Here is a 21643-nt window from a genome sequence, read left to right on the forward strand (position 1 = left end):
GCACCATGACCTGATGCCACACCAGCACACCTACCGCACCACCGTCACCTGGACTGGCAACCTCGGCACCGGCACCAGCGGCTACCGCGCCTACCGACGCGACCACGACGTCACCGCCGACGGCCCGCCCCCGATCGCCGGCAGCTCCGACCCGACCTTCCGTGGCGACCGCACCCGGTGGAACCCCGAGCAGCTCCTGCTGGCCGCGCTGTCCCAGTGTCACATGCTGGCCTACCTGCACCTATGCGCCGACAACGGCATCGTCGTCACCGACTACGTCGACACCGCAACCGGCAGCATGACCACCGACAACGCCACGGGCAGCGGCCACTTCACCGAGGCCGTCCTGCGTCCCCGGGTCACCCTCGCCGACCCCGCCGACACCGACACCGCGACCGCACTGCACGACCACGCGCACCGGGTCTGTTTCATCGCCAACTCGGTGAACTTCCCGGTCCGGCACGAGCCGAGCACCGTCACCGCCTGACCCGGCCGAGCAGACACGTGGGGCCCGGGACGACCGCTGTCCCGGGCCCCACGTTCACCTGTGCCGGACTCAGCCCGCCTCGCGCAGTTCCGCCAGCCGGGCCTCGATCTCGGCCAGCTCGGCCCGCAGCTTCTCGGCCTGCCGCTCGGCCTCGGACCGCTCCGACGTCAGGATCTGCTCCACCGCCTCGTGCACACCGGGCACGTCGACCAGCGCCACCATCCGCAGCGCCTCTGCCGGCTTGAGCACGTACGGCTTGGCCAGCACCTTGCCGCCCTGTTGCGCGGCCACCGTCCACTCGCCCTCGGCGTACGCCAGGGTGACCGTCAATCCGGCCGGTCCCTTCGGCTTGGCCGCCTTGACCGGCCGCCGCGCAGCGGGCTTGGACTCGACCGTCTCCACCTTCGGCTCCTCCTGTCGACCCGGCTCCTCGCGCCGGGGCTGCGGCACCCGGTCCAGCACGAACTCCGGCTCCGCCACCGGCGGCTCGACCGGCGCCGGCTCCACCTTCGGCTCGGCCGGTCGGCGGCCGGCACCCCGGGGCGCCACCGCCACGTCGGCGGGGGAGAAGGGCAACTCGTCGCGGCCGAAGCGCACCACCACGTACTCGTCGGACACCGCCGGGTCGGTCAGCTCGACCACCTGGCCGATCTGCCCGGCGATCTGACCGGCCGAGGCCGTGAACACCACCTTCGGCTTGCGTCCCGCGGCCAACGCCTCTCGGATGCCGCGCACCTCGTCATCGGACAAACCCTGGCCAGCGACACCCATCGCGCTCCCTCATCCGTCGTACACGTGTTCAGTCGCCTGCTTTGATACCAGTCCCCGGCGACAACCTGAAGATCAGCCCCCCAACGCCTTCAGCGCCCGGTCCGCGTGCTGGTTCATGTCCAGTTCACTGTGCACCACCTCGACGACACGTCGATCGGTGCCGATCACGAAGGTCATCCGTCGGGTGCTCAACGCGCCCAACGGCAGCCGCCGTCGTACCCCGAACCGGTCCGCCACCGCGCCGTCGGGGTCGGACAGCAGGGGAAAGTCGAGATCGTTGCGGCGGGAGAACTCGGCCTGCCGCTGCACCGGGTCCCGGCTGATGCCCACCCGTTGCGCGCCCACCGCGGCGAACTCCGCCGCCAGGTCACGGAAGTGGCAGCTCTGCGCGGTGCAGCCGCGCGTCATCGCGGCCGGGTAGAAGAACAGCACCACCGGCCCGTCCGCCAGGAACTCCGACAGCCGTCGGAGGCGGCCGGTCTCGTCCGGCAGCGCGAAGTCCTCGACCAGTTCCCCGACACTCACACCCGCCATGTGCGCTCCTCACTCGACACCGTCGTCGGCGAGAGCGTATGCCACGCCCGATCACCGGCCGTGTCCTCGGCCACACCCGGCTACCGGCGCCGGTCAGCGCCCCGGTAACGTCGCCGACACCGGCTCGGGGCAGGGGAGACGATCAATGGCACCGGTCACCGTCATCACCGGCGGCGGTCGCGGCATCGGCGCGGCCACCGCCCGGCGGCTGGCCCGCGCGGGCCACCACCTCGCTCTCGGTTACCGTCGCGACCACGCCGCCGCCGACGCCGTCGTGACCGAGCTGCACGCCACCGGGGTACGTGCCGTCGCGGTGCCCGCCGACACCCGCGAGCCCGACCAGGTGGCCGCCCTGTTCGACGCCGCCGAGGCCCTCGGCCCGCTCACCGGCCTGGTGAACAACGCCGGCGTCACCAGCCCGATCGGCCCCTTCACCGAGCTGCGCCTGGACGACCTGCGGGAGGTGGTCGACGTCAACCTGGTCGGCTACGTGCTCTGCGCGCAGCAGGCCGCCCGGCGGATGGCGGCCGGCGGCGCGATCGTCAACATCTCCTCGGTCGCCGCCACCCTCGGCGGTCCCGGCGAGTACGTCCACTACGCCGCGGTCAAGGCCGGCACCGACGCGCTCACCGTCGGCCTGGCCAAGGAGTTGGCCCCCCGGGGCATCCGCGTCAACGCGGTGGCGCCGGGCATCATCCGCACCGACATCCACGCCCTCTCCGGGCAACCGGACCGGCCCGAGCGTGCCGCCGGCCGGATCCCGCTGGGTCGTCCCGGGGAACCCGACGAGGTCGCCGCCGCCATCGCCTGGCTGCTCGGCCCGGACGCCTCCTACACCAGCGGCGCGGTGCTGCGCGTCGGCGGCGGTCTCTGACCTCTCCCCGTCCTCACCCCTGCTCTGGCGTGCGCGGACGCGCCCGTCGGGTGGGTTGACCACGTCCCGCCGCACCCCCTATCGTTCCAGTGCGTCGAACGGCGTACGGCTCAGTCGAACATTCTGATGGGGGTGTCGTGGTCGAGACCGCTCTGGGCGTCATCGTCCCGCCGGCCAACCCGACCGTCGAGCCCGAACTGCGCCGCCTGCTGCCGCCACGGCTGCGCTACCACGTGGCCCGGCTCCCGGTCGTCGACGGTTCCCTCGCCGACCGGCTCGACCGGTACGCCGACCTGCTGCCGGAGACCGCCGCCACGCTGCGGGGACTGGACCTGCGGGCCACCTACGTCGCCTGCACCGGCTGCTACTACCGGCCCCGGCACGCCGACGCCGACCACGTCGACCGGGCCGCCGGCGACCGGCTCGGCAGCCCGGTCGTCGGTGCCGCGAGCGCCGTGCGGCAGGTGCTCGACCGTCTCGCCGTACGGTCACTGACCCTGGTGTCGCCGTACCCGGACTGGCTCGCCGCCCAGGCGGCGGCGTTCTGGCGGACGACCGGCCGCACGGTCACCGAGGTGGTGGCCGTGCCCGGCACGGGCGCCATCTACGACCTCTCCTCGACGACGGTCGGCGACACCGTGCACCGCGTGCTGGACACGCTCGGCGCGACCGCCGCCGACGGGCACGCGGTGCTGCTGACCGGCACCGGCGCGCCGAGCCTGGACGTACTCGACGACGTCGTGCCGCGCTCGCCCGTGCCGGTGCTCTCCTCGAACCTGGCCGGTGCCTGGCAGTCGTTGCGGACCGCTGGGGCCGCGCACCTGGCGGCGCAGTCGCCGAGTCCGGCGCTGCGGCACCTGGCCGCCGTCCTGGACGGCACCGCCCCGACGCAGATCGCCGGCGGTCCCGCCGGCCGGAAGGAGTGAACGTGCCGCCAAGCCACTCGGTGCAGGCACCGGTCGTCGTCCTCGGCGGCGGACCGGTGGGCATGGTGACCGCCCTCGCGCTGGCCCGCTACGACATCGGTGTGGTCGTGCTGGAACAGGGCCACGACGAGGTGCGCTCGGAGTGGCGCGGCTCGACGGTGCACCCGCCGACGCTCGAACTGCTCGACGAGCTGGACCTGGCCGCGCCGGTGCTCGCCGAGGCCGTGCGGGTACGCCGGCTGGACTACCGCGACCTCGAACTGACCGAGTCCGCCCAGTTCTCCTACGACCTGCTGGAGGGCGAGACACGCTACCCGTTCCGGCTCCAGTACGAGCAGTACAAGCTGGTCCGGCAGTTGCGTCGGGCGGTCGCCGAGACACCGAACGTGGACCTGCGTTTCGGCCACGAGGTGGTCGGGCTGCGCCAGGACGACACCGGCGTCGAGCTGGAGGTGGCCGTCGACGGCGGGCGGCGTACCGTGTCGTGCCACTGGGCGGTGGCCGCCGACGGGGCGCACAGCATCGCCCGCAAGCTGCTCGACGTGCCGTTCCCCGGTTTCACGTACCCGTCGATGAGCCTGGTGGTGGCCACGCCGTTCCGGTTCGAGGACGCGGTGCCCGACCTGAGCGAGGTCGGCTACTGGTCCGGCCCGCGCGGCCGGTTCTCGCTGATCCGCACCCCGGACATCTGGCGCGCCGCGCTGTCGACGAACACCGGGGTCGACGACGAACCGCCGACCGGCACGCACCCGGACTTCCTGGCCGCCGTGGAGCTGCTGCTGGGCTCGCCGACCCCGCCGGACGGGTTGCTGCCGCTGCACCAGCACCAGATGTACCGCAGCCACCAACGGCTGGCCGACTCGTTCCGGATCGGTCGGGTCCTGCTGGCCGGCGACGCCGCCCACCTGAGCAGCACGACCGGGGGCATGGGCCTGAACTCCGGCATCCACGACGCGATGGCGGTGGCCGCCGCGCTGGCCGAGTCCGACCAGGAGACCGCGACCACCGCGTACGCGCAGCGACGCCGCTCGATCGCCGAGCGCTTCGTGCAGCCGACCACCACCGAGAACCGCACCTCGGCGGACGCGGCCGACCTGGCCGGGCGCCGGGAGCGGCTGGTCCGGCTGCGGGCGGTGGCCGACAACGCCGAGGAGGCCCGAGCGTATCTGCGGCGGGTCAGTATGCTCGGGATCCAGCACTAGGTGCCGCACGCCGGTGCCCGCCCGACGGCACGCACGAGAGGTCACTGTCGAATGGAGTCAGCGGTGCCGGTGAGTGAGCCGGCGGACGGCCACCGTTACACCGCGAGCGGCCTGGGTCGCGCGCTGGCCGTGATCGACCTGCTCGCCGAACGCAGCCCCGAGATGGTCGGGGTCTCCACCGTCGCGCGGGACCTGAGTCTGCCCAAGGCGGTGGCCCACCGCATCCTCAAGGAGCTCACGGCCAACCAGTTCGTCACCTTCGACGAGGAGACCCGGCGCTACCGCCTGGGACCGGGGGCGCTGGCCGCCGGTCTGGCCGCGCTGCGCGCCATCGACGTGCAGGCGACCACCAACCGGCACATGCGACGGTTGGTGGAGATCACCGGGGAGACGGCCACGCTGTCGATGCGGCAGGGCTGGGTGCGCGTCTACACCGACCAGGTGCTCTCGCCGCACGAGATCCGGATGTCGGTCACGCTCGGTTCCCGGCACTCGCTGGTCGCCGGCTCGTCGTCCAAGGCGATCCTGGCGGCGTTGCCCGACGCCGAGGTGTCCGAGTATCTGTCCACGCATGAGCTGGTGTCGATGACGTCGGCCACCATCACCTCCGTCGAGCAGCTCTGGGAGGACCTGCGGGCGGTACGCGGGCAGGGCTACGCGGTGAGCCGGGGTGAACGGCAGGCGGGTGCGGCGAGCGTGGCGGCGGCCATCCGGCTCGCCTCCGGCGAGGTCTACGGGTCGTTGTCGCTCTGCGGCCCGCAGGACCGTTTCTCCTCGCGCCTGCTGACCGAGTACGGCGATCTGGTGGCCGACGCGGCCCGCCAGGTCAGCGCCGAGCTGGGTTACCAGTCCGCCCCGGAGTCGGCCGAGGCCGCGCCACCGGCCAAGCGTCGCAGTCCTCGCCGTCAGGTGGCCCGTGCCTCGGCCGACCAGCCCGACAGCAGCTCGGCCGAGGTCGTGGTCTCGCAGAAGTAGAACCCGAGGTTGCGGATCGCCGGCTCGGCCAGGTCCGGGCGGGTCCAGCCGACCATGTCCGTCGGCAGGGTGACGGCCAGGTCGGCCATGTACGCCTCGCGCACGGTCGAGTCGACGCAGACGTTGGCCGCCGTGCCGACCACCACCACGTGGTCGCGTTCGTGTGCCCGCAGCAGGTTGTGCAGGGGCGTGCCGACGAAGGCGCTGTAGCGCGTCTTCTCCAGGTGGCAGTCGCCGGGCGCGGGGCGTAGCCCGTCGGCCAGTTCGGCGCCCCAGGAGCCCGCCTCGCAGACGCTGAGCGGGCTGCGGCCCATCGCCTCGGCGCGGGCCCGGCGGGCCGGTGACACGAGCTGGTCGTGGGCGGCCTGCCGGACCCAGACGACGAGGCAGCCGGCGGTCCGCGCCGGGTCCAGGAATCCGGGCAGCCGGCGGGCCAGATCGGCGTTGACACCGACGTCGGCGCCGAGCGTCGCCATGGCCCCGGCGGGGGAGCAGAAGTCGTTCTGCATGTCGATGACCAGCACCGCGGTCCGCCACGGGGGGTACTTCATGAGGTTTTCTCCCAAATCAGGGGATTGATCCGGATCGATGATGCCGAGTCGGGTCCTACAGGCCATTGACCTTGCCGCCGAACATAGCTTACGTTCGCACCAACAGAACGGCGTACTGCACAAGCGAACAATCTCGCGATCAAACGCGGGCCGGTCGGTGACAGGGGTAGCCCATGAGTGCGATCAAAGTGGAGGGCGTCAGCAAGGTCTTCGCCGGCGCCGGCGGGCAGTCGATGCTCGCCCTGAGCGACGTCTCGCTCGACATCGCCGACGGCGAGTTCGTCGTGCTGCTCGGGCCCTCCGGGTGCGGCAAGACCACCCTGCTGCGCATCATCGGTCAGTTGGAGAGCCCGACCGTCGGCCGGGTGAGCCTCGACCACGGCACGCGGTCCGACGGCGACCGCCCTCTGGGCTTCGTCTTCCAGGAGGCCACCCTGATGCCCTGGCGGACCGCCGCCGCCAACGTGGCCCTGCCGCTGGAGATGGCCGGCGTCGGCCGCCGGGAACGCACCGCGCGGGTCCGCGAGATGCTCGAACTCGTCGGCCTGCCGGAGGCCGAGGGAAAGCACCCGCACCAGTTGTCGGGCGGCATGCGCCAGCGGGTCTCCATCGCCCGCGCGTTGGCACACGACCCGCAGGTGCTGCTCATGGACGAGCCGTTCGGCGCGCTCGACGCGCAGACCCGCGACATGATGAACTCCGAGCTGCAGCGCATCTGGCTGGAGAACCGCAAGACGGTCGTCTTCGTGACGCACTCCGTCTCCGAGGCGGTGTTCCTCGCCGACCGCATCGTGATGCTGGGGACCAAGCCCGGCCACATCCACTCCATCACCGAGGTGACGCTGCCCCGGCCGCGCACCATCGACATGACCGAGACCGCCGAGTTCCGCCATCTCGCCGCCGAGCTGCGTCGACAGATCGGCGCGGTGCAGGACCCCGACAACCGATCCGCCGTCTCGGCCTGACCGCATACCGAGGTGCCGCACAGTGACTGCCACTCAAGAGCGCCAGCCGGCGCCGACACCCTCCGCCGAAGAGTTGCTGAAGCCACCACCGCCGACCTGGAAAGAGCGGCTGCGCAACAACCGGTGGCTGTCCTTCTACACCAGCCCCCTGCTGATCGCGCTGTTCCTCGTGGCGTGGAAGATCTACGTCGAGGTCACCGACCTGTCCCGCTTCGTGCTGCCGCCGCCGGAGGCGGTGTTCAAGGCGTTCAGCGAGCAGATCGTCGACCCGTTCGTCTGGCGGACCCACATCTGGACGACCTTCTACGAGGTCATGATGGGTCTGGCGCTGGCGATCGTGCTGGGCGTCGGGCTCGGCCTGATGATCGGCAAGTCGCCGCTGTTCGACCGGATCGTCCGGCCGTTCATCGTCGCCACCCAGGTGGTGCCGAAAGTCGCGCTGGTGCCGCTGTTCATCCTCTGGCTCGGCTTCGGCCCCTCCTCCAAGGTGGTCATCGCCGCGCTGCTGGCCTTCTTCCCGCTGCTGATCAACACCTCGTTCGGTGTCCGGTCGGTGCCGGGCTCCATGCACGACCTGATGACGACGCTCAAGGCGTCGCGGTGGACACGGTTCTGGAAGGCCGACCTGCCGTACACGATGCCCTTCATCCTGGCCGGCATGGAGCTGGCGGTCGTCCAGGCGACCATCGGCGCGATCGTCGGCGAGTACCTCGGCGGTGACAAGGGCCTCGGCCGGTACGCGGTCAACCTGCAGAACAACCTCCAGGTCGACAAGCTGTTCGGCGCGATCCTGATCATGGCCCTGTTCGGCTTCACCCTCTACAGCATCGTCACCGGCGCTCGCCGGTTGCTGATCCCCTGGCACGAGTCCGTGCAGCCGCGCCGCCGCCCCTGACCGACGGCCCGGCTCTCACCTGACACACCACACGACCCGGTCGGCGCCGCGACGCGGCACTGGCGGACCTCTCCTTGCCCGAATCCGTCACCCATTCGTACCTTCCTCGCCCCGGGAGTCCTCCGTGACACATAACCCCTCCTTCGGCGCGCCGGTCTCCCGGCGCTCGCTCCTGCGGTTCGGCGCCTCCGCCGGGCTGCTGCTGCCCACCGCCGGCGGCATGACCCTGATGCTCAGCGGCTGCGGCGGCGACGACAACCAGGTCAACGCCGACGGCAGCCTGAACGGCTCGTACATGACCGCCTCCGGCCTGACGTTGAGCTTCGTGGAGACGATGGTCGCCAAGGAGCGCGGCTACTTCGCCGAGCACGGCCTCAACCTGGACATCAAGGGCGGGCAGGGCACCGCCACCGCCATCCAGGCCGTCCTCGGCGGCTCGGCGGACATGACCCGCGCCAACGGCATCAACGCGATCATCGCGGTGGCCAACGAGGACGCGCCGTTCGTCAGCATCGCCAGCGTCCGGCAGAAGTCGCAGTTCGAGGTGGTGTCCCTGCCCGACGACCCGATCCGCAGCCCGGCCCAGCTCGCCGGACGCACCTGCGGCATCGTCTCCACCGGCGGCGCCACCGAGAACCTGCTCGACGTCATGCTGATCAACGCGGGCATCGACCCCGGGTCGGTGCAGCGTCCGGTCACCGGTGTCGGCACCGCCGCGTACGAGTTGGCGCGCCGGGGCGAGGTGGACGCCTGGATCTGCGTCAACACCGACCGGGCCACCATCCAGAAGGAGATCGGCGAGGTCGTCTTCTTCAGCACCGACGAGCACGCGCCGATGCCCTCGGACTCGTACAACACCAGCCTCAAGATGGTCGAGTCGGACAGCGACATGCCGGTGCGGTTCCTGGCCGGTGTACTCAAGGCCATCGACTACGCCAGCAAGGAGGAGAACTGGGAGCAGGTCATCAACGACCTGCGCAAGTACAACCCGGAGGCGGACGCCGCCCAGGCCCGCGCCGAGCTGCCCCTGCTGGTGGAGAGCTGGCAGGCCGCCGGCCCGGAGAACACCCTGCAGATGAACCCGCAGACCTGGCTCACCGGCCAGGAGAGCCTGGTCAAGGCCAAGCTGGTCAACTCCGCCGCGCCGATCGAGAAGCTCATCTACCCGGACTACCTCGCCCGCGCGAGGGAGCTGTGACGGCCGACCCGGCCGCCGTCGGTGGCGCCGCCGCGGTCCTCGCGGCGGCGGCCGCCAGCGGCGTACGCCGGCTCTGGTTCAACAGCGGCTCCGAGCTGACCTCCTTCCAGGAGGCCGGCGCGCAGGCACGCCAGAAGGGCGAGCCGACCCCGGAGATCATCACCTGTCCGCACGAGCACGTCGCGCTGACCGCGGCGATGGGCGAGACCATGGTCTCCGGTGGACCCAGCATGACGGCCGCCCACGCCGACCTCGGTCTGCTGCACCACGGCGGCGCGATCCACAACGCCATGTGGGGCGACCACCCCATCATGATCATGTCGGGGTATCCGCCGACCCGCGCGGAATCGCGTACCTCGCCGGTGTTCTGGAAGCAGCAGCGCTGGGACCAGGGCGCGATCGTGCGCCAGTACGTCAAGTGGGACTACAAGCTCTCCGCCCTCGACGACGCCGCCCTGGTCGTGGCGCGTGGCCTGCAGGTCGCGCTGGCACCCCGACGCGGGCCGGTCTATCTGGCGATGCCGGAGGAGGTGGGACGCCACCCGGTGCCCGTCGGCGACCGGGTGCCCAGCGCCCAGGCGCTCGGCGTGCCGACCCTGGGTCCCGGCGACCCCGGCGTGGTCAGCGAGGTGGCCCGCCGCCTGCGGACCGCCCGCCGCCCGGTGGTGGTCACCGACCGGGTCGGCGAGAACCCCCGCGCGGTGCGGCTGCTCGCCGAACTGGCCGACACCCTGGGCGTGGAGGTGCGCGCCTCCCGCTACCGGGTCAACCTGCCCGACGACAACCCGTGGCACACCAGCGCGCCGCTGGACCAGTTCGACGTCGTCGTCGTACTGGACCACCCGGTGCCGTGGATACCCGCACTGGAACAGCCCGCCGAGGACGCGTGGATCGGCTGGGTGGGACCCGACCCGATCGAGAGCCGGGTCCCGCTGTACGAGTTGCGGGCCGACGCCCGCACGACCGCCGACCCGGCGGCGTTCCTCGCCGCGGTGCTCGGCGAGGTCGGCTCGGGCGACGCCGACACGGTGCGGCAGCGCCGCGAGCGCCCCCCGGGCGTCGGCACCAAGCGGCACACCGCCGGCAGGGGAGCGGCCGGCGGTGTGCCCACCCCCTCGTTGATCGCGGCGGCACTGGACGCCCACCTGCACCCCGACGACCTGCTCACCTGGGAGGTCTTCGACACCACGGCGGTGCGCCGCACGAAGCCGGGCACCCTGTTCGAGAAGGGCGGCTCCAGCCTCGGCTGGTCGGTGGCCGCGGCCACCGGCGCCAGCATCGCCGCCGGTGGCGCGCACGCCGTCGCGGTCACCGGGGACGGCTCCTACCTGTTCGGCTCGCCGGACTCGTGCCTGTGGTTGCAGCAGCAGCACGACGCCCCGATCGTCACCGTCGTGGTCAACAACGGCGGGTACCGCACCGGCACCACCACGCTGGCCGCGCACTACCCGGACGGTCTGGCCGTCGCCGAACCCACGGTCCTCGGCGGTCACCTCACCCCGTCGCCGGACTTCGCCGCGCACGCCCGCGCGCAGGGCTGCTACGGCGAGCGCGTGGTGCGCGCGGCCGATCTGAGCGCCGCCCTGGACCGGGCCCGTGCCGCCGTGCAGCGCGACCGGGTACCGGCCGTGCTGGACGTCTGGGTGCCCGAACACCTCACCGGGTCGATGGACCCGGATCGCCGGGCGCGCACCCCGGCCGCTGACGAAGGGACCAGTGATGGCTGAGGTCGTCTCCCCGATCGACGCCCGGGTCCTGGCCCGGGTGGCGCCTGCCTCGCCGGACGAGGTGCACGCCGCGGTCCGCGCGGCGCGGGCCGCGCAACCGGCCTGGGCCCGGCGCACCGGCAGCGAACGCGGCCGGATCCTGCACGCCGTCGCCGACCTCATCGAGGCCGCCGTCGAGGAACTGGCCGAGATCGAGACCCGCAACACCGGCAAGATCCTCAGTGACACGCGGCGGGAGGTACGCCGGGCGGCCGGCAGCTTCCGCTACTATGCCGGCTGGGCCGAGCAGGTACGCGGGGAGACCATCCCGGTCGGCGTGGAGTACCACACGTACACGGTGCCGGAGCCGCACGGCGTGGTCGCCGGGGTCATCCCGTGGAACGTGCCGTTCTTCTTCGCCGCCAAGAAGATCGCCCCGGCGCTGGCGTTCGGCAACGCCTGCCTGCTCAAGCCGGCCGAGGAGACCCCGCTGACCGCCCTGCGGCTGGCCGGGCTGCTGACCGAGGCCGGCGTACCCGAGGATCTGGTGTCGGTGCTGCCCGGCGGTCGGGAGACCGGCGCGGCGCTGGTGTCGCATCCGGACGTGGACCTGATCGTGTTCACCGGGCACCACGACACCGGTAAGGCGATCGCCCGCGCGGCGGCGGAGCACCTGACGCCGGTCGCCCTGGAACTGGGCGGCAAGTCGCCGCAGGTCATCTTCGGCGACGCCGACCTGGACCGGGCGGTCGACGCGGTGGTGCTGGGCGTCTTCGCCTCCTGCGGCCAGATGTGCATCGCCGGTTCCCGGCTCGTGGTGCACGAGTCGGTCTACGACGAGGTCCTCGACCGGATCGCGGAGCGGGTACGCGGACTGCGCGTCGGTGACCCGTTCGACGACGACACCGACCTGGGTCCGCAGATCACCTCGGCGCAGCGGGACAAGACGGCGCAGTTCATCGCCGAGACCCGTGCCGCCGGACGGCTGGTGGCGCAGGCCGCCCTGCCCGACGACGAGCGGCTGCGCGACGGCTTCTACGTGCCGCCGACGGTGTTCGACCGGTTGGACGCGCAGGCGCGGCTGCTGCGCGAGGAGGTCTTCGGCCCGGTCCTGGCGGTGTCGTCGTTCCGCGACGACGCCGAGGCGCTGCGGCTGGCCGACGACACCGACTTCGGTCTGGCCGCCGGGGTGTGGACCGCCGACATCGCCCGGGCGCACCGGTTCGCCGGGCAGGTCCGCGCCGGCACGGTCTGGATCAACACGTACCGGGTGCTGTCGGACCTGGTGCCCTTCGGCGGGGTGGGCCTGTCCGGGTACGGGCGGGAGAACGGCACCGAGGCGGCCCGGCTGTACCTGCGGCCGAAGTCGGTGTGGACCTCGCTGACGGCCGGCACACCGCAGGGGTACGGCCTGGGTGGCGCGGGTGCCGCAGGCTGACCGCCCGCCCGACGCGGCGACCGAGGAGGTGGGTCGCGGCGGGCTCGCGTTGCTGCGGGACCGCCGCTTCGGCCCGTACTTCTTCGGGTCGCTGGCGTCCAACACCGGCACCTGGTTCCAGAACGTCGCGGCGATCCTGACCATCTTCGCGTTGACCCGCTCCGCCTTCATGGTGGGGCTGGTCACCGCGTTGCAGTTCGCGATGCAGTTGGTCCTGGCGCCGGTGATCGGGGCGGTGGCCGACCGGGTCGACCGGCGGCTGCTGATCATCGTCGGGCAGACGCTGGGCGGGACCGCCGCCGCGGTGCTCGCGGTGCTGGCGTTCCTGGACCTCCTCAACGCCCCGCTGCTGTTGACGTTCGTGGCGCTGTCCGGGGTGGGGCAGGCGATCACCGGGCCGGCGGCCCAGGCGCTGGTGCCCAACATCGTCGGACGTGCCGACGTCCCGCAGGCCATCGCGTTGCACTCGCTCACCTTCAACCTGTCCCGGGCGATCGGCCCGGTGGCCGGGGCGGCCACGTACGCGCTGGCCGGTGCCGGTGCCGCGTTCGCCGTCAACGCCGCCAGTTTCCTGGTGTTCGCGCTGGCACTGGCCGGCGTACGGCTGCCCCGGGCGCAGCCCGGGGCCGGCAAGCGCCGGCTGGGCGTGTTCGACGGGGTGGCCTACGTCCGTTCCCGGCCGGAACTGGTGCGCTGCCTGGTGGCGGTGGCCCTGATCGGGTTGGCGATGGAGCCGATCAACACGCTGTCACCGCTGTTCGCCGAGGGCTTCGGCGGCGGTGAGCTGATGGTGGGCATCTTCATCACCTGTTTCGGGCTCGGTTCGGCGTTGATCGCCGGCTGGGTGGGCCGGTTGCGGCGGGTGATGGGCAGTGGCCGTACCGGTGCGGTCGGGGTGGCCGCCCTGGGCGTCGGGATGGCGGTGCTGGCGGTCAGTCCGGGGCCGGTGATGGCCACGGTGGGCATCGCCGTGGGCGGCGCCGGTTACCTGCTGGCGGTCAGCGACGTCAACGCCACCATGCAGCACGGCCTGGCCGACGAGGTGCGGGGCCGGGTGATGGCGCTGTGGTCGATGTGTTTCCTGGGCATCCGTCCGGCGGCGGCGATCCTGCACGGCTGGCTGGGCGACGCGTTCTCGGCGCGTACCGGCGCGGTCGTGGCGGTGGTGGCCGCCGTGGCCGCCGCGGTGGTGCTGCGCGCCCGACGGGCGCTGCGCGCCGCCGGGGGGTGAGGGGCGTGCGTTGACCCCACACCTGACAACAAACTATTCTGCTGAGCGAAACACCGTTCGCTTGATGCGAACGATAGGAATGGGGGCTCCCGTGCACGACGGACCGCTGACCGGCCTGCGCGTCATCGACGCCTCGACGATCCTGGCCGGACCGCTGTGCTGCCAGATCCTCGGCGACTACGGCGCCGACGTCATCAAGGTCGAACACCCCGTCGCCGGCGACAGCATGCGCGGACACGGCCACGCCAAGGACGGCGTACCGCTGTGGTGGAAGGAGATCTCCCGCAACAAGCGCACGCTCGGGCTCAAGCTGTCCACCCCGGAGGGCGCCGACCTGCTGCGCCGCCTCGCCGCCACCGCCGACGTGCTGGTGGAGAACTTCCGACCCGGCACCCTGGAACGGTGGGGGATCGGCCCCGACACGCTCCTGGAGATCAACCCGGCGCTGGTCGTCGTCCGCATCTCCGGCTTCGGCCAACGCGGCCCCTACGCGCACCGGCCCGGCTTCGGCACCCTCGCCGAGGCGATGAGCGGCTTCGCCCACCTCACCGGCGACGAGAACGGCCCACCCACCCTGCCCGCGTTCGGCCTGGCCGACAGCATCTGCGGCATCGCCGCCTCCTCCGCCACCATGGTCGCGCTCTGGGCCCGCCAACAGAACGGCGGCAAAGGCCAGGTCGTCGACCTCAGCCTGCTCGAACCGATCATGATGGCCGTCGGTCCCGGACCCACCGTCTACGACCAGCTCGGCATCATCGGCCACCGGCACGGCAACCGCTCCACCAACAACTCGCCCCGCAACACCTACCGCACCCGCGACGGCTCCTGGGTGGCGATCTCCACCAGCGCCCAGTCCATCGCCGAACGGGTGCTGCGCCTCGTCGGACACCCCGAGGTCATCGACGAACCGTGGTTCGCCTCCGGACGCCAACGCGCCGAACACGCCGACCTGCTCGACTCCTACGTCGGCGGCTGGATCGCCGAGCGCACCCGCGACGAGGTCATGCGGGCCTTCGACGAGGCCGGCGCCGCCGTCGCGCCCGTCTACGACGCCCGCGACATCGTCACCGACGACCACGTCCGCGCCGCCGAGATGGTCGTCGACGTCCCCGACCCCGACTTCGGTCAGATCCTGATGCACAACGTCCTGTGGCGGATGTCCGAGACCCCCGGCCGGATCCGCTTCACCGGCCGGGCCCTCGGCGCCGACACCGACGATCTCCTCGTCAACGAACTCGGCTGCACCCCCGACACCGTCGCCGACCTGCGCGACCGGGAGATCGTGGCCTGACGGCCACCACCACGAAGGTAAGGATTGCCGTGACCACCATGAGCACCACCACCAACCCGGCGAGCGGAACCCAGGCGCTGCTGGCCGCCGTCGCCGCCGGCACCCGGGTGTACGACCTGGGCCGTCGCCTGAGCATCGGCATGCCCCAGTCGCCCAACCACCCGCCGTTCTGGCACGCCCTGCCACGTCGGCACGGCGACGCGGTCCGCGTCGACGGCGGCTCCGCCGCCAACGACATCATCACCATGGGCACCCACGTCGGCACCCACATCGACGCCTTCTCGCACGTCTCCCAGGACGGCCGGCTGTTCGACGGCTCCGACGCCGCCGCCGCCGGACGCGGCGGACGCTTCGCCGACCTGGGCGCACACACCATCGCCCCGATGGTGCGCCGTGGAGTGCTGCTCGACGTGCCGGCCGCGCTGGGCACCCCGCAGGGCTGCGCCGCCGGCTACGAGATCACCCCGCAGGACCTCACCCACACCGCCGAGCAGCAGGGCACCCCGCTGCGCCCCGGCGACGTGGCACTGATCCGCAGCGGCTGGGGCCGACTGTTCAGCGACGACGACCGCACCCGCTTCGTCGGCCACGACAGCGGCGTACCCGGCGTCGGCGAGGCCGGCGCCACCTGGCTGGCCGACCAGGGCATCCACGCCGCCGGCGCGGACACCATCGCCTTCGAGTGCCTGCGCCCCGGCGCCGGCCACAGCGTCCTGCCCGCGCACCGGGTGCTGCTGGTCGAACGCGGCGTCTACATCATCGAGACCATGGCACTGGAGGAACTGGCCGCCGCCGGAGTGCACGAGTTCCTGTTCGTGCTCTCGCCACTGGCCATCTTCGGCGCCACCGGCTCGCCCGTACGCCCGCTGGCGGTGGTCGTCGATGCCTGACCAGACCCTCGCCCGGCAGCTCGCCGCGTTCGCCGCCCACGCCCGCACCACGCCCCTGCCCGCACCGGTCGTCACCAGCGTGCGCCAGCGGGTCCTGGACATCCTCGGCCTGTGCGTCGCCGCGCACCGGCTCCCCACCAGCCACGCCGCCCTCGACCACGTCGCCGAGCAGGGTGGACGCCCCCAGGCGTACGTCGTCGGTCTACCCGAGGCGGTACCCGCCGCGCAGGCCGCGTTCGGCAACGGCGTCCTGGCCCACTCGCTGGACTACGACGACACCCACCTACCCTCGGTGCTGCACCCCAGCGCCGCCGTGGTGCCGGCCGCCCTGGCCGCCGCGCAGGCCGCCGGCGCCGACGGCGCCGCCCTCACCACCGCCGTCGCGGTCGGCATCGAGGTCACCGTCCGCCTCGGCATGGCCGGCTACGACCCGGAACTGAACAACTCGGTCTTCTTCGAACACGGCCAGCACGCCACCTCCATCTGCGGGGCGATGGGCGCCGCCGTGGCCGCCGGCATGCTCGTCGGCCTCGACGAAGACGGCCTGCTGGACGTGCTCGGCGTGACCGCGTCGATGGCCGCCGGAGTGATCGAGGCCAACCGCACCGGCGGCACCGTCAAACGGCTGCACTGCGGATGGGCCGCACACAGCGCCGTCACCGCCGCCGACCTGGTCCGACGCGGCTTCACCGGACCACCCACCGTGCTGGAGGGCCGGTTCGGGTTCTTCACCGCCTTCCTGCGCGGCGAAGCCGACCACGCCCAGGTCACCGACGGACTCGGTGAACGCTGGGCGGTGCCGGACATCTTCTTCAAGCCCTACCCGGCCAACCACTTCACCCACGCCGCCATCGACGCCGGACTGGCGCTGCGCGCCCAGGACGTGCCGCTGGACCGCATCGACCACATCGAACTGCGGGTACCCGCCGCCGTGATCCGCACCATCGGGCAGCCCATCGACACCAAACGCACCCCGGACACCGGCTACCAGGCCCAGTTCAGCGGCCCGTACGCGGTGGTCGCCGGCCTCTTCGGCGGCGGCGGCCTGGGCCTCGGGCTCGGTGACTTCACCGACGACCTGGCCCGCGACCCGGCCCGCCGGGCCCTGATGGCCCGCGTCGACGTGGTCGCCGACGACGAGTGCACCAAGATCTTCCCCTACCAGTTCCCGGCCGTCGTGACCGTCCGCACCGACGACGGCCGGACCTGGCGCGAGGAGGTCCTGACCAACCGGGGCGGCCCACAACGACCGCTGTCCGACGCGGAACTGGCCATGAAGTTCCGCGACAACGTCGCCGGTCGCCTCGACCCGGACACCACCGACCAGGTGGTGGCCGCCGTCGCCGGCCTCGCCGACGTCACCGACGTGGCCGACCTGCTGCGCCCACTGACCCGGCTGCGCACCGCCACCGACTGACCCACCCGCGACCCGTCGCCCGCCGACCATCAGGAGCACATCATGCAACCCTTCGATCTCGTAGTGCGCAACGTCCGCGTGGTACGACACGACCAGGCGGAGCCGACGGCGCTGGACATCGGCGTACGCGACGGCCGGGTGGCCCACCTCGCCCCGCACATCGACACCACCGAGGCGACCACGGTCGTCGACGGCGGCGGCAAGCTCGCCTTCCCCGGCGTCGTCGACGCCCACCAGCACTGGGGCATCTACCACCCGCTGGCGCAGGACACCGCCACCGAGAGCCGCGCCTGCGCGCAGGGCGGCGTCACCTCCGCCATCAACTACATCCGCACCGGCCAGTACTACCTCAACCGGGGCGGACCGTACGGCGAGTTCTTCCCCGAGGTCCGCGCCGCCACCGACGACCGCTCTTTCGTCGACTACGCCTTCCACGTGGCGCCGATGACCGCCGAACACATCGACGAGATCCCCGACCTGGTCCGCGACCACGGCGTCACCTCGTTCAAGATCTTCATGTTCTACGGCGGTCACGGCCTGCACGGACGCTCCGCCGACCAGAGCTCGTTCCTGATGATCCCGCCCGACGCCCGCTACGACTACGCGCACTTCGAGTTCGTCATGCGCGGCGTGCAGGCCGCCCGCGAACAGTTCCCCGAACTGGCCGACGAGATCTCCCTGTCCCTGCACTGCGAGACCGCCGAGATCATGTCCGCGTACACCCGGATGGTCGAGCAGGACGGCACCCTGACCGGCCTCGCCGCGTACAGCGCCTCCCGCCCACCGCACTCCGAGGGCCTGGCGGTCAGCATCGCCGCCTACCTCGCCCACGAGACCGGCCTACCCACCATCAACCTGCTGCACCTCTCCTCGGCCAAGGCCGTCGACGCGGCGATCCGCATGGCCCAGGCGTTCCCGCACGTCGACTTCCGCCGCGAGGTCACCATCGGTCACCTGCTGGCCGACATCGACACCGCCTACGGCCTCGGCGGCAAAGTCAACCCGCCGCTGCGTCCCCGCGAGGACGTCGAGGCGCTCTGGGCACACCTGCTCGACGGCCAACTCGACTGGGTCGTCAGCGACCACGCCTGCTGCCGCGCCGAGGTCAAGTTCGGCGAACCCGACGACGACATCTTCGTCGCCAAATCCGGCTTCGGCGGCGCCGAATACCTGCTGCCCGGCCTGATCAGCGAAGGCACCAAACGCGGCCTGTCCTACGCCCGCGTCGCCGAACTGACCTCGTGGGCGCCGGCCCGCCGCTTCGGCCTGGCCACCAAGGGCGCCATCGCCGAGGGCCTGGACGCCGACTTCTGCCTGGTCGACGCCGAACACACCTGGACCGTCCGCGCCGACGAGTCACTGTCCGCGCAGGACTACACCCCGTTCGAGGGCATGGAACTGACCGCCCGCGTCACCGACACCTTCCTGCGCGGCGAGCAGATCCTCCGCGACGGCACCGTGGTCGGGCAGCCACGCGGCCGCTACCTGTCCCGCCCGACCCGCCCGTGACCGCCGTCGGCACGTCCCCCGCGATCGCCCGCAGCTACCTGTACGTGCCGGGGGACCAGCCCGACAAGCTGACCCGGGCCGCGACACGCGGCGCCGACGCCTGCATCCTCGACCTGGAGGACGCGGTCGCACCCGCCCACAAGAGCACCGCCCGGGACACCGTCGCGACATTCCTCGCCGACGCACCCGCCGGCCCCCAATGGTGGGTACGCGTCAACGCCGACACCCCCGCCGCCGACATCGGCGCGGTGGCCGGGGTACACCTCACCGGCATCGTGGTGCCCAAGGCCGACGTCGACCTGCTGACCGAGGTGGACGCGCTGCTCGGCGACGCCGAACACGCCCACCGCCTGCCAGCCGGTTCGCTGGTCGTCTTCGCCCTGCTGGAAACCGCCGGGGGAGTGTGGCGGGCCGACGCGGTCGCCGCCGCCCGCCGGGTGGTCCGGCTCGGTCTCGGCGAGGCCGACCTCGCCGCCGAACTGCGCCTGCAACCCGGACCGGACAAGGCCGAGCTGTGGCCGATGCGGTCCCGTCTGGTGCTCGCCGGCGCCGCCGCCGGCCTCGCCCCGCCCGTCGGCCCCACCGAGACCGCCCTGCGCGACCCGGACCGCCTCGAACAGAGCAGCCGGCTGCTGCTGCGGCAGGGTTTCCGGGGCCGCACCGCCATCCACCCCGCCCAGGTGGCGGTCGTCAACCGGGTCTTCGCACCGACCGACGAGGAGGTGGCCGCCGCCCGCGACGTCGTCGACCGGCTGGCCGCCGCCGAACGCGACGGCTCCGGCGTGACGGTCACCGCCGACGGGCGGCTCGTCGACGCGGCCGTGGCGCGCAGCGCCCGCGAGATCCTCGACCGCGCCGCCGCAGGCGGATAACCCTGCGCCACCGGCCCCGGGGTGCGCGACGCCCCGGGGCCGAACCCTGCCATCAACAACCCCATGGGCACCCGCGCCTCGACCAGCCCACCGAACCCGACCCGCCCACCGACCGACCCCGCCCACCTCACCGCGCCGACTCCCGTAACGCCACCAGACCCGCCGCCAACCGCCGCACCTCCGCCGCGTCCAGCCCGACCACCGACCCACTCCACGGCAACTCCGCCCGCACCGCCTCCGCCGACGACCCCGCACCCAACAGACCACCCACCAACGCCGCCACCGTGTCCGTGTCCCCACCACCGCGCACCGCCGCCACCAACCCACCCCGCACCGAATCCGCGCCCCGCACACTGTGCAGCACCGCCGCGACCGTCTCCGCCGCGTCCAGCCCGACCCCCGACTGCGGGGGAGACCACCCACCCGCCGCCACCGCACCCACCAACCTGGCCAACCGTGGCGCGTCCCCACACACCGGCCGCGCCACCTCCACCCACTCCACCGCCCGCGCCACCACCACCGCCATCGGCGCACCCGCCACCGACCACGACGCACACCCGGCCATCACCACCGCCGACGCCAACGCCTCCGGCGCCCGATGCGTCGCCCGCGTCACCTCCACCGTCCGCGCCACCAGCAGATCCACCCGCTCCGGCGGCACCGACCACCCCACCGGCAACGCCCGCATCGGCGCGCCGTTCGTGCCACCCTCCCGATCGGCGGGCACCGCCCCGGTCGCCCGGAACGCCGCCAGCGCCGCCCGCGTCGACGGCCCCGCACCCGGCACCGGCGGATCCTGCGCCGCCATCCGCGACAGGAACGTCACCGCGTCCACGGCACCGCCACCGTCCACCAGACACCGCGCCACGAGCAGCGTCAACGCGGTGTCGTCCGAGGTCGCCCCGGCCGCCCACCGGTCACTGGCCTGAGGCGTCTCGATCACCTCGTCACCGTCCCGCGTCGGCGGACGCCCCTCGTACGGCACCCCCAACGCGTCCCCACAGGCGTACGCCGTCAGCGCCCCCGCCACCCGCCGCACCGCCACCCCATCCACGACACTCGACACACCCGCAGCCTAGGCGCACCGAACGAGGGGAGTGGTCGACTACTGAGCGTGACCGGAGCGGGCGAGGCGGAATCCCACGTCGTCGATCGCGTAGCTGGGGTGACTGCGCCGCCGCACCGACGCACGGCAACTCCACTTCTCGTCGAACCAGCCGCCGCCCCGCAACACCCGGTAGGTGCCGTACACCTCGGGGTCGTACACGTCCCAGCACCAGTCCCAGACGTTGCCCAACATGTCGAACAGACCCCAGGCGTTGGGCCGCCTACCGCCCACGTCGCGCAGCCGTTCACCGGAGTTGCCGCGATACCAGGCGATCTCGTCCAACGGCCCGTAGCGAGGACCAGCGGTGCCGGCCCGGCAGGCATGCTCCCACTCGGCCTCGGTGGGCAGCCGGTACCCGTCGGCCCCGGTGTCCCACTCGACGTCCTCACCGTCGACCCGGTACGCCGGCCGCAGCCCGTCGGCCTCGGACAGGGCGTTGCAGAACCGCACCGTGTCCCACCAGGACACCGTCTCCATCGGACGACGGCGCTCGTCGGTCGCACAGGGGACACCGACGACCGCGGCGTACCGGGCCCGGGTCACCGGATACGCGGCGAGGCGGTACGGCCCGACGTCGACCGGCCAGCTGCGCTGCGTACGCCGATCCGTCAGCACCACACGTCCCGCCGGAACGTTCACCATCACGCTGTCGGAGTCCACGAGGAGCAGATGCTACCGATCCAGGCCCACCATCGGTCCTTCCGGCCGGTCAGCCTACGTTCGATAATTGGCATTATGTAAAGCTGACGTTCCGACGCGCCCCCCGAGAGGGGGCACCACCACAGCCCGGGATGTAAGGAAGG

Annotated in this window: 21 protein-coding genes; 16 read left to right on the top strand and 5 right to left on the bottom strand. The window is 72.4% G+C overall.

Annotated elements, in window-relative coordinates:
* The first annotated feature begins 13 nt into the window (after positions 1–13).
* Positions 14–487: an OsmC family protein gene (locus HUT12_RS18090; RefSeq protein WP_176094138.1), complete on the top strand. Its 474-nt coding sequence runs from the start codon at positions 14–16 to the stop codon at positions 485–487.
* Between the two features lie 69 nt (positions 488–556).
* Here HUT12_RS18090 and HUT12_RS18095 read toward each other — a convergent pair whose 3' ends face one another.
* A complete protein-coding gene (locus HUT12_RS18095) occupies positions 557–1258 on the bottom strand; it encodes a hypothetical protein (protein WP_131052278.1) in 702 nt (233 codons plus the stop codon).
* A gap of 72 nt (positions 1259–1330) precedes the next feature.
* Entirely contained in the window at positions 1331–1792 is a 462-nt protein-coding gene (locus HUT12_RS18100) for a peroxiredoxin (RefSeq protein ID WP_303393492.1), read from the bottom strand.
* Between the two features lie 145 nt (positions 1793–1937).
* On the opposite strand from HUT12_RS18100, the gene HUT12_RS18105 reads away from it, so the two are divergent.
* The 4 genes from HUT12_RS18105 (at position 1938) to HUT12_RS18120 (ending at position 5769) form a co-directional block, all read left to right on the top strand.
* Positions 1938–2666, top strand: a complete 729-nt coding sequence (locus tag HUT12_RS18105; protein WP_176094139.1) for an SDR family oxidoreductase — start codon at positions 1938–1940, stop codon at positions 2664–2666.
* A gap of 137 nt (positions 2667–2803) precedes the next feature.
* Positions 2804–3592 carry a hypothetical protein gene (locus tag HUT12_RS18110; protein ID WP_176094140.1) on the top strand — a complete coding sequence of 263 codons (789 nt, stop codon included), beginning with the start codon at positions 2804–2806 and terminating at the stop codon, positions 3590–3592.
* 2 nt (positions 3593–3594) lie between these two features.
* On the top strand, positions 3595–4794 hold the full coding sequence (locus tag HUT12_RS18115; RefSeq protein WP_176094141.1) for an NAD(P)/FAD-dependent oxidoreductase: 1200 nt from the start codon (positions 3595–3597) through the stop codon (positions 4792–4794).
* A 63-nt stretch (positions 4795–4857) separates the two neighbouring features.
* Positions 4858–5769, top strand: coding sequence for an IclR family transcriptional regulator (locus HUT12_RS18120; RefSeq protein ID WP_236145642.1), 912 nt, complete (start codon positions 4858–4860; stop codon positions 5767–5769).
* On the opposite strand, the gene HUT12_RS18125 is transcribed toward HUT12_RS18120, so the two are convergent.
* Positions 5700–6320 carry a cysteine hydrolase family protein gene (locus HUT12_RS18125; protein ID WP_161594922.1) on the bottom strand — a complete coding sequence of 207 codons (621 nt, stop codon included), beginning with the start codon at positions 6318–6320 and terminating at the stop codon, positions 5700–5702. The genes HUT12_RS18120 and HUT12_RS18125 overlap by 70 nt on opposite strands.
* 173 nt (positions 6321–6493) lie before the next feature.
* On the opposite strand from HUT12_RS18125, the gene HUT12_RS18130 reads away from it, so the two are divergent.
* The 11 genes from HUT12_RS18130 to HUT12_RS18180 all read left to right on the top strand — a co-directional run bounded on the left by HUT12_RS18130 (position 6494) and on the right by HUT12_RS18180 (position 19732).
* On the top strand, positions 6494–7285 hold the full coding sequence (locus tag HUT12_RS18130; protein ID WP_176094142.1) for an ABC transporter ATP-binding protein: 792 nt from the start codon (positions 6494–6496) through the stop codon (positions 7283–7285).
* 22 nt (positions 7286–7307) lie between these two features.
* Entirely contained in the window at positions 7308–8180 is an 873-nt protein-coding gene (locus tag HUT12_RS18135) for an ABC transporter permease (protein ID WP_176094143.1), read from the top strand.
* Positions 8181–8304: 124 nt separating this feature from the next.
* Positions 8305–9378: an ABC transporter substrate-binding protein gene (locus tag HUT12_RS18140; RefSeq protein WP_176094144.1), complete on the top strand. Its 1074-nt coding sequence runs from the start codon at positions 8305–8307 to the stop codon at positions 9376–9378.
* A complete protein-coding gene (locus HUT12_RS18145; protein ID WP_176094145.1) occupies positions 9375–11105 on the top strand; it encodes a thiamine pyrophosphate-dependent enzyme in 1731 nt (576 codons plus the stop codon). Before HUT12_RS18140 ends, HUT12_RS18145 begins: the two co-directional genes overlap by 4 nt.
* The gene (locus HUT12_RS18150) at positions 11098–12522 is read left to right on the top strand and encodes an aldehyde dehydrogenase family protein (RefSeq protein ID WP_176094146.1); all 1425 of its coding nucleotides are present in this window, start codon (positions 11098–11100) and stop codon (positions 12520–12522) included. Before HUT12_RS18145 ends, HUT12_RS18150 begins: the two co-directional genes overlap by 8 nt.
* Positions 12509–13753 (top strand): MFS transporter, encoded by a 1245-nt coding sequence (locus HUT12_RS18155; RefSeq protein WP_176094147.1) that lies wholly within the window; start codon positions 12509–12511, stop codon positions 13751–13753. The genes HUT12_RS18150 and HUT12_RS18155 overlap by 14 nt, the downstream gene beginning before the upstream one ends.
* A gap of 64 nt (positions 13754–13817) precedes the next feature.
* On the top strand, positions 13818–15044 hold the full coding sequence (locus HUT12_RS18160; RefSeq protein WP_254876872.1) for a CoA transferase: 1227 nt from the start codon (positions 13818–13820) through the stop codon (positions 15042–15044).
* Positions 15045–15082: 38 nt separating this feature from the next.
* The gene (locus HUT12_RS18165; RefSeq protein WP_176095850.1) at positions 15083–15934 is read left to right on the top strand and encodes a cyclase family protein; all 852 of its coding nucleotides are present in this window, start codon (positions 15083–15085) and stop codon (positions 15932–15934) included.
* Positions 15927–17351: an MmgE/PrpD family protein gene (locus HUT12_RS18170; RefSeq protein ID WP_176094148.1), complete on the top strand. Its 1425-nt coding sequence runs from the start codon at positions 15927–15929 to the stop codon at positions 17349–17351. The genes HUT12_RS18165 and HUT12_RS18170 overlap by 8 nt, the downstream gene beginning before the upstream one ends.
* A 42-nt stretch (positions 17352–17393) precedes the next feature.
* A complete protein-coding gene (locus HUT12_RS18175; RefSeq protein ID WP_176094149.1) occupies positions 17394–18860 on the top strand; it encodes a dihydroorotase family protein in 1467 nt (488 codons plus the stop codon).
* Positions 18857–19732, top strand: a complete 876-nt coding sequence (locus HUT12_RS18180) for a CoA ester lyase (RefSeq protein WP_176094150.1) — start codon at positions 18857–18859, stop codon at positions 19730–19732. The genes HUT12_RS18175 and HUT12_RS18180 overlap by 4 nt, the downstream gene beginning before the upstream one ends.
* 127 nt (positions 19733–19859) lie before the next feature.
* Here the strand turns inward: HUT12_RS18180 and HUT12_RS18185 are convergent, their stop codons facing one another.
* Both HUT12_RS18185 and HUT12_RS18190 read right to left on the bottom strand, forming a co-directional pair.
* A complete protein-coding gene (locus tag HUT12_RS18185) occupies positions 19860–20798 on the bottom strand; it encodes an ADP-ribosylglycohydrolase family protein (RefSeq protein ID WP_176094151.1) in 939 nt (312 codons plus the stop codon).
* Positions 20799–20837: 39 nt separating this feature from the next.
* Positions 20838–21482 carry a formylglycine-generating enzyme family protein gene (locus tag HUT12_RS18190; protein ID WP_176095851.1) on the bottom strand — a complete coding sequence of 215 codons (645 nt, stop codon included), beginning with the start codon at positions 21480–21482 and terminating at the stop codon, positions 20838–20840.
* Between the last annotated feature and the right edge of the window lie 161 nt (positions 21483–21643).

The sequence above is a fragment of the Verrucosispora sp. NA02020 genome, from assembly GCF_013364215.1.
Classification (GTDB): Bacteria; Actinomycetota; Actinomycetes; order Mycobacteriales; family Micromonosporaceae; genus Micromonospora.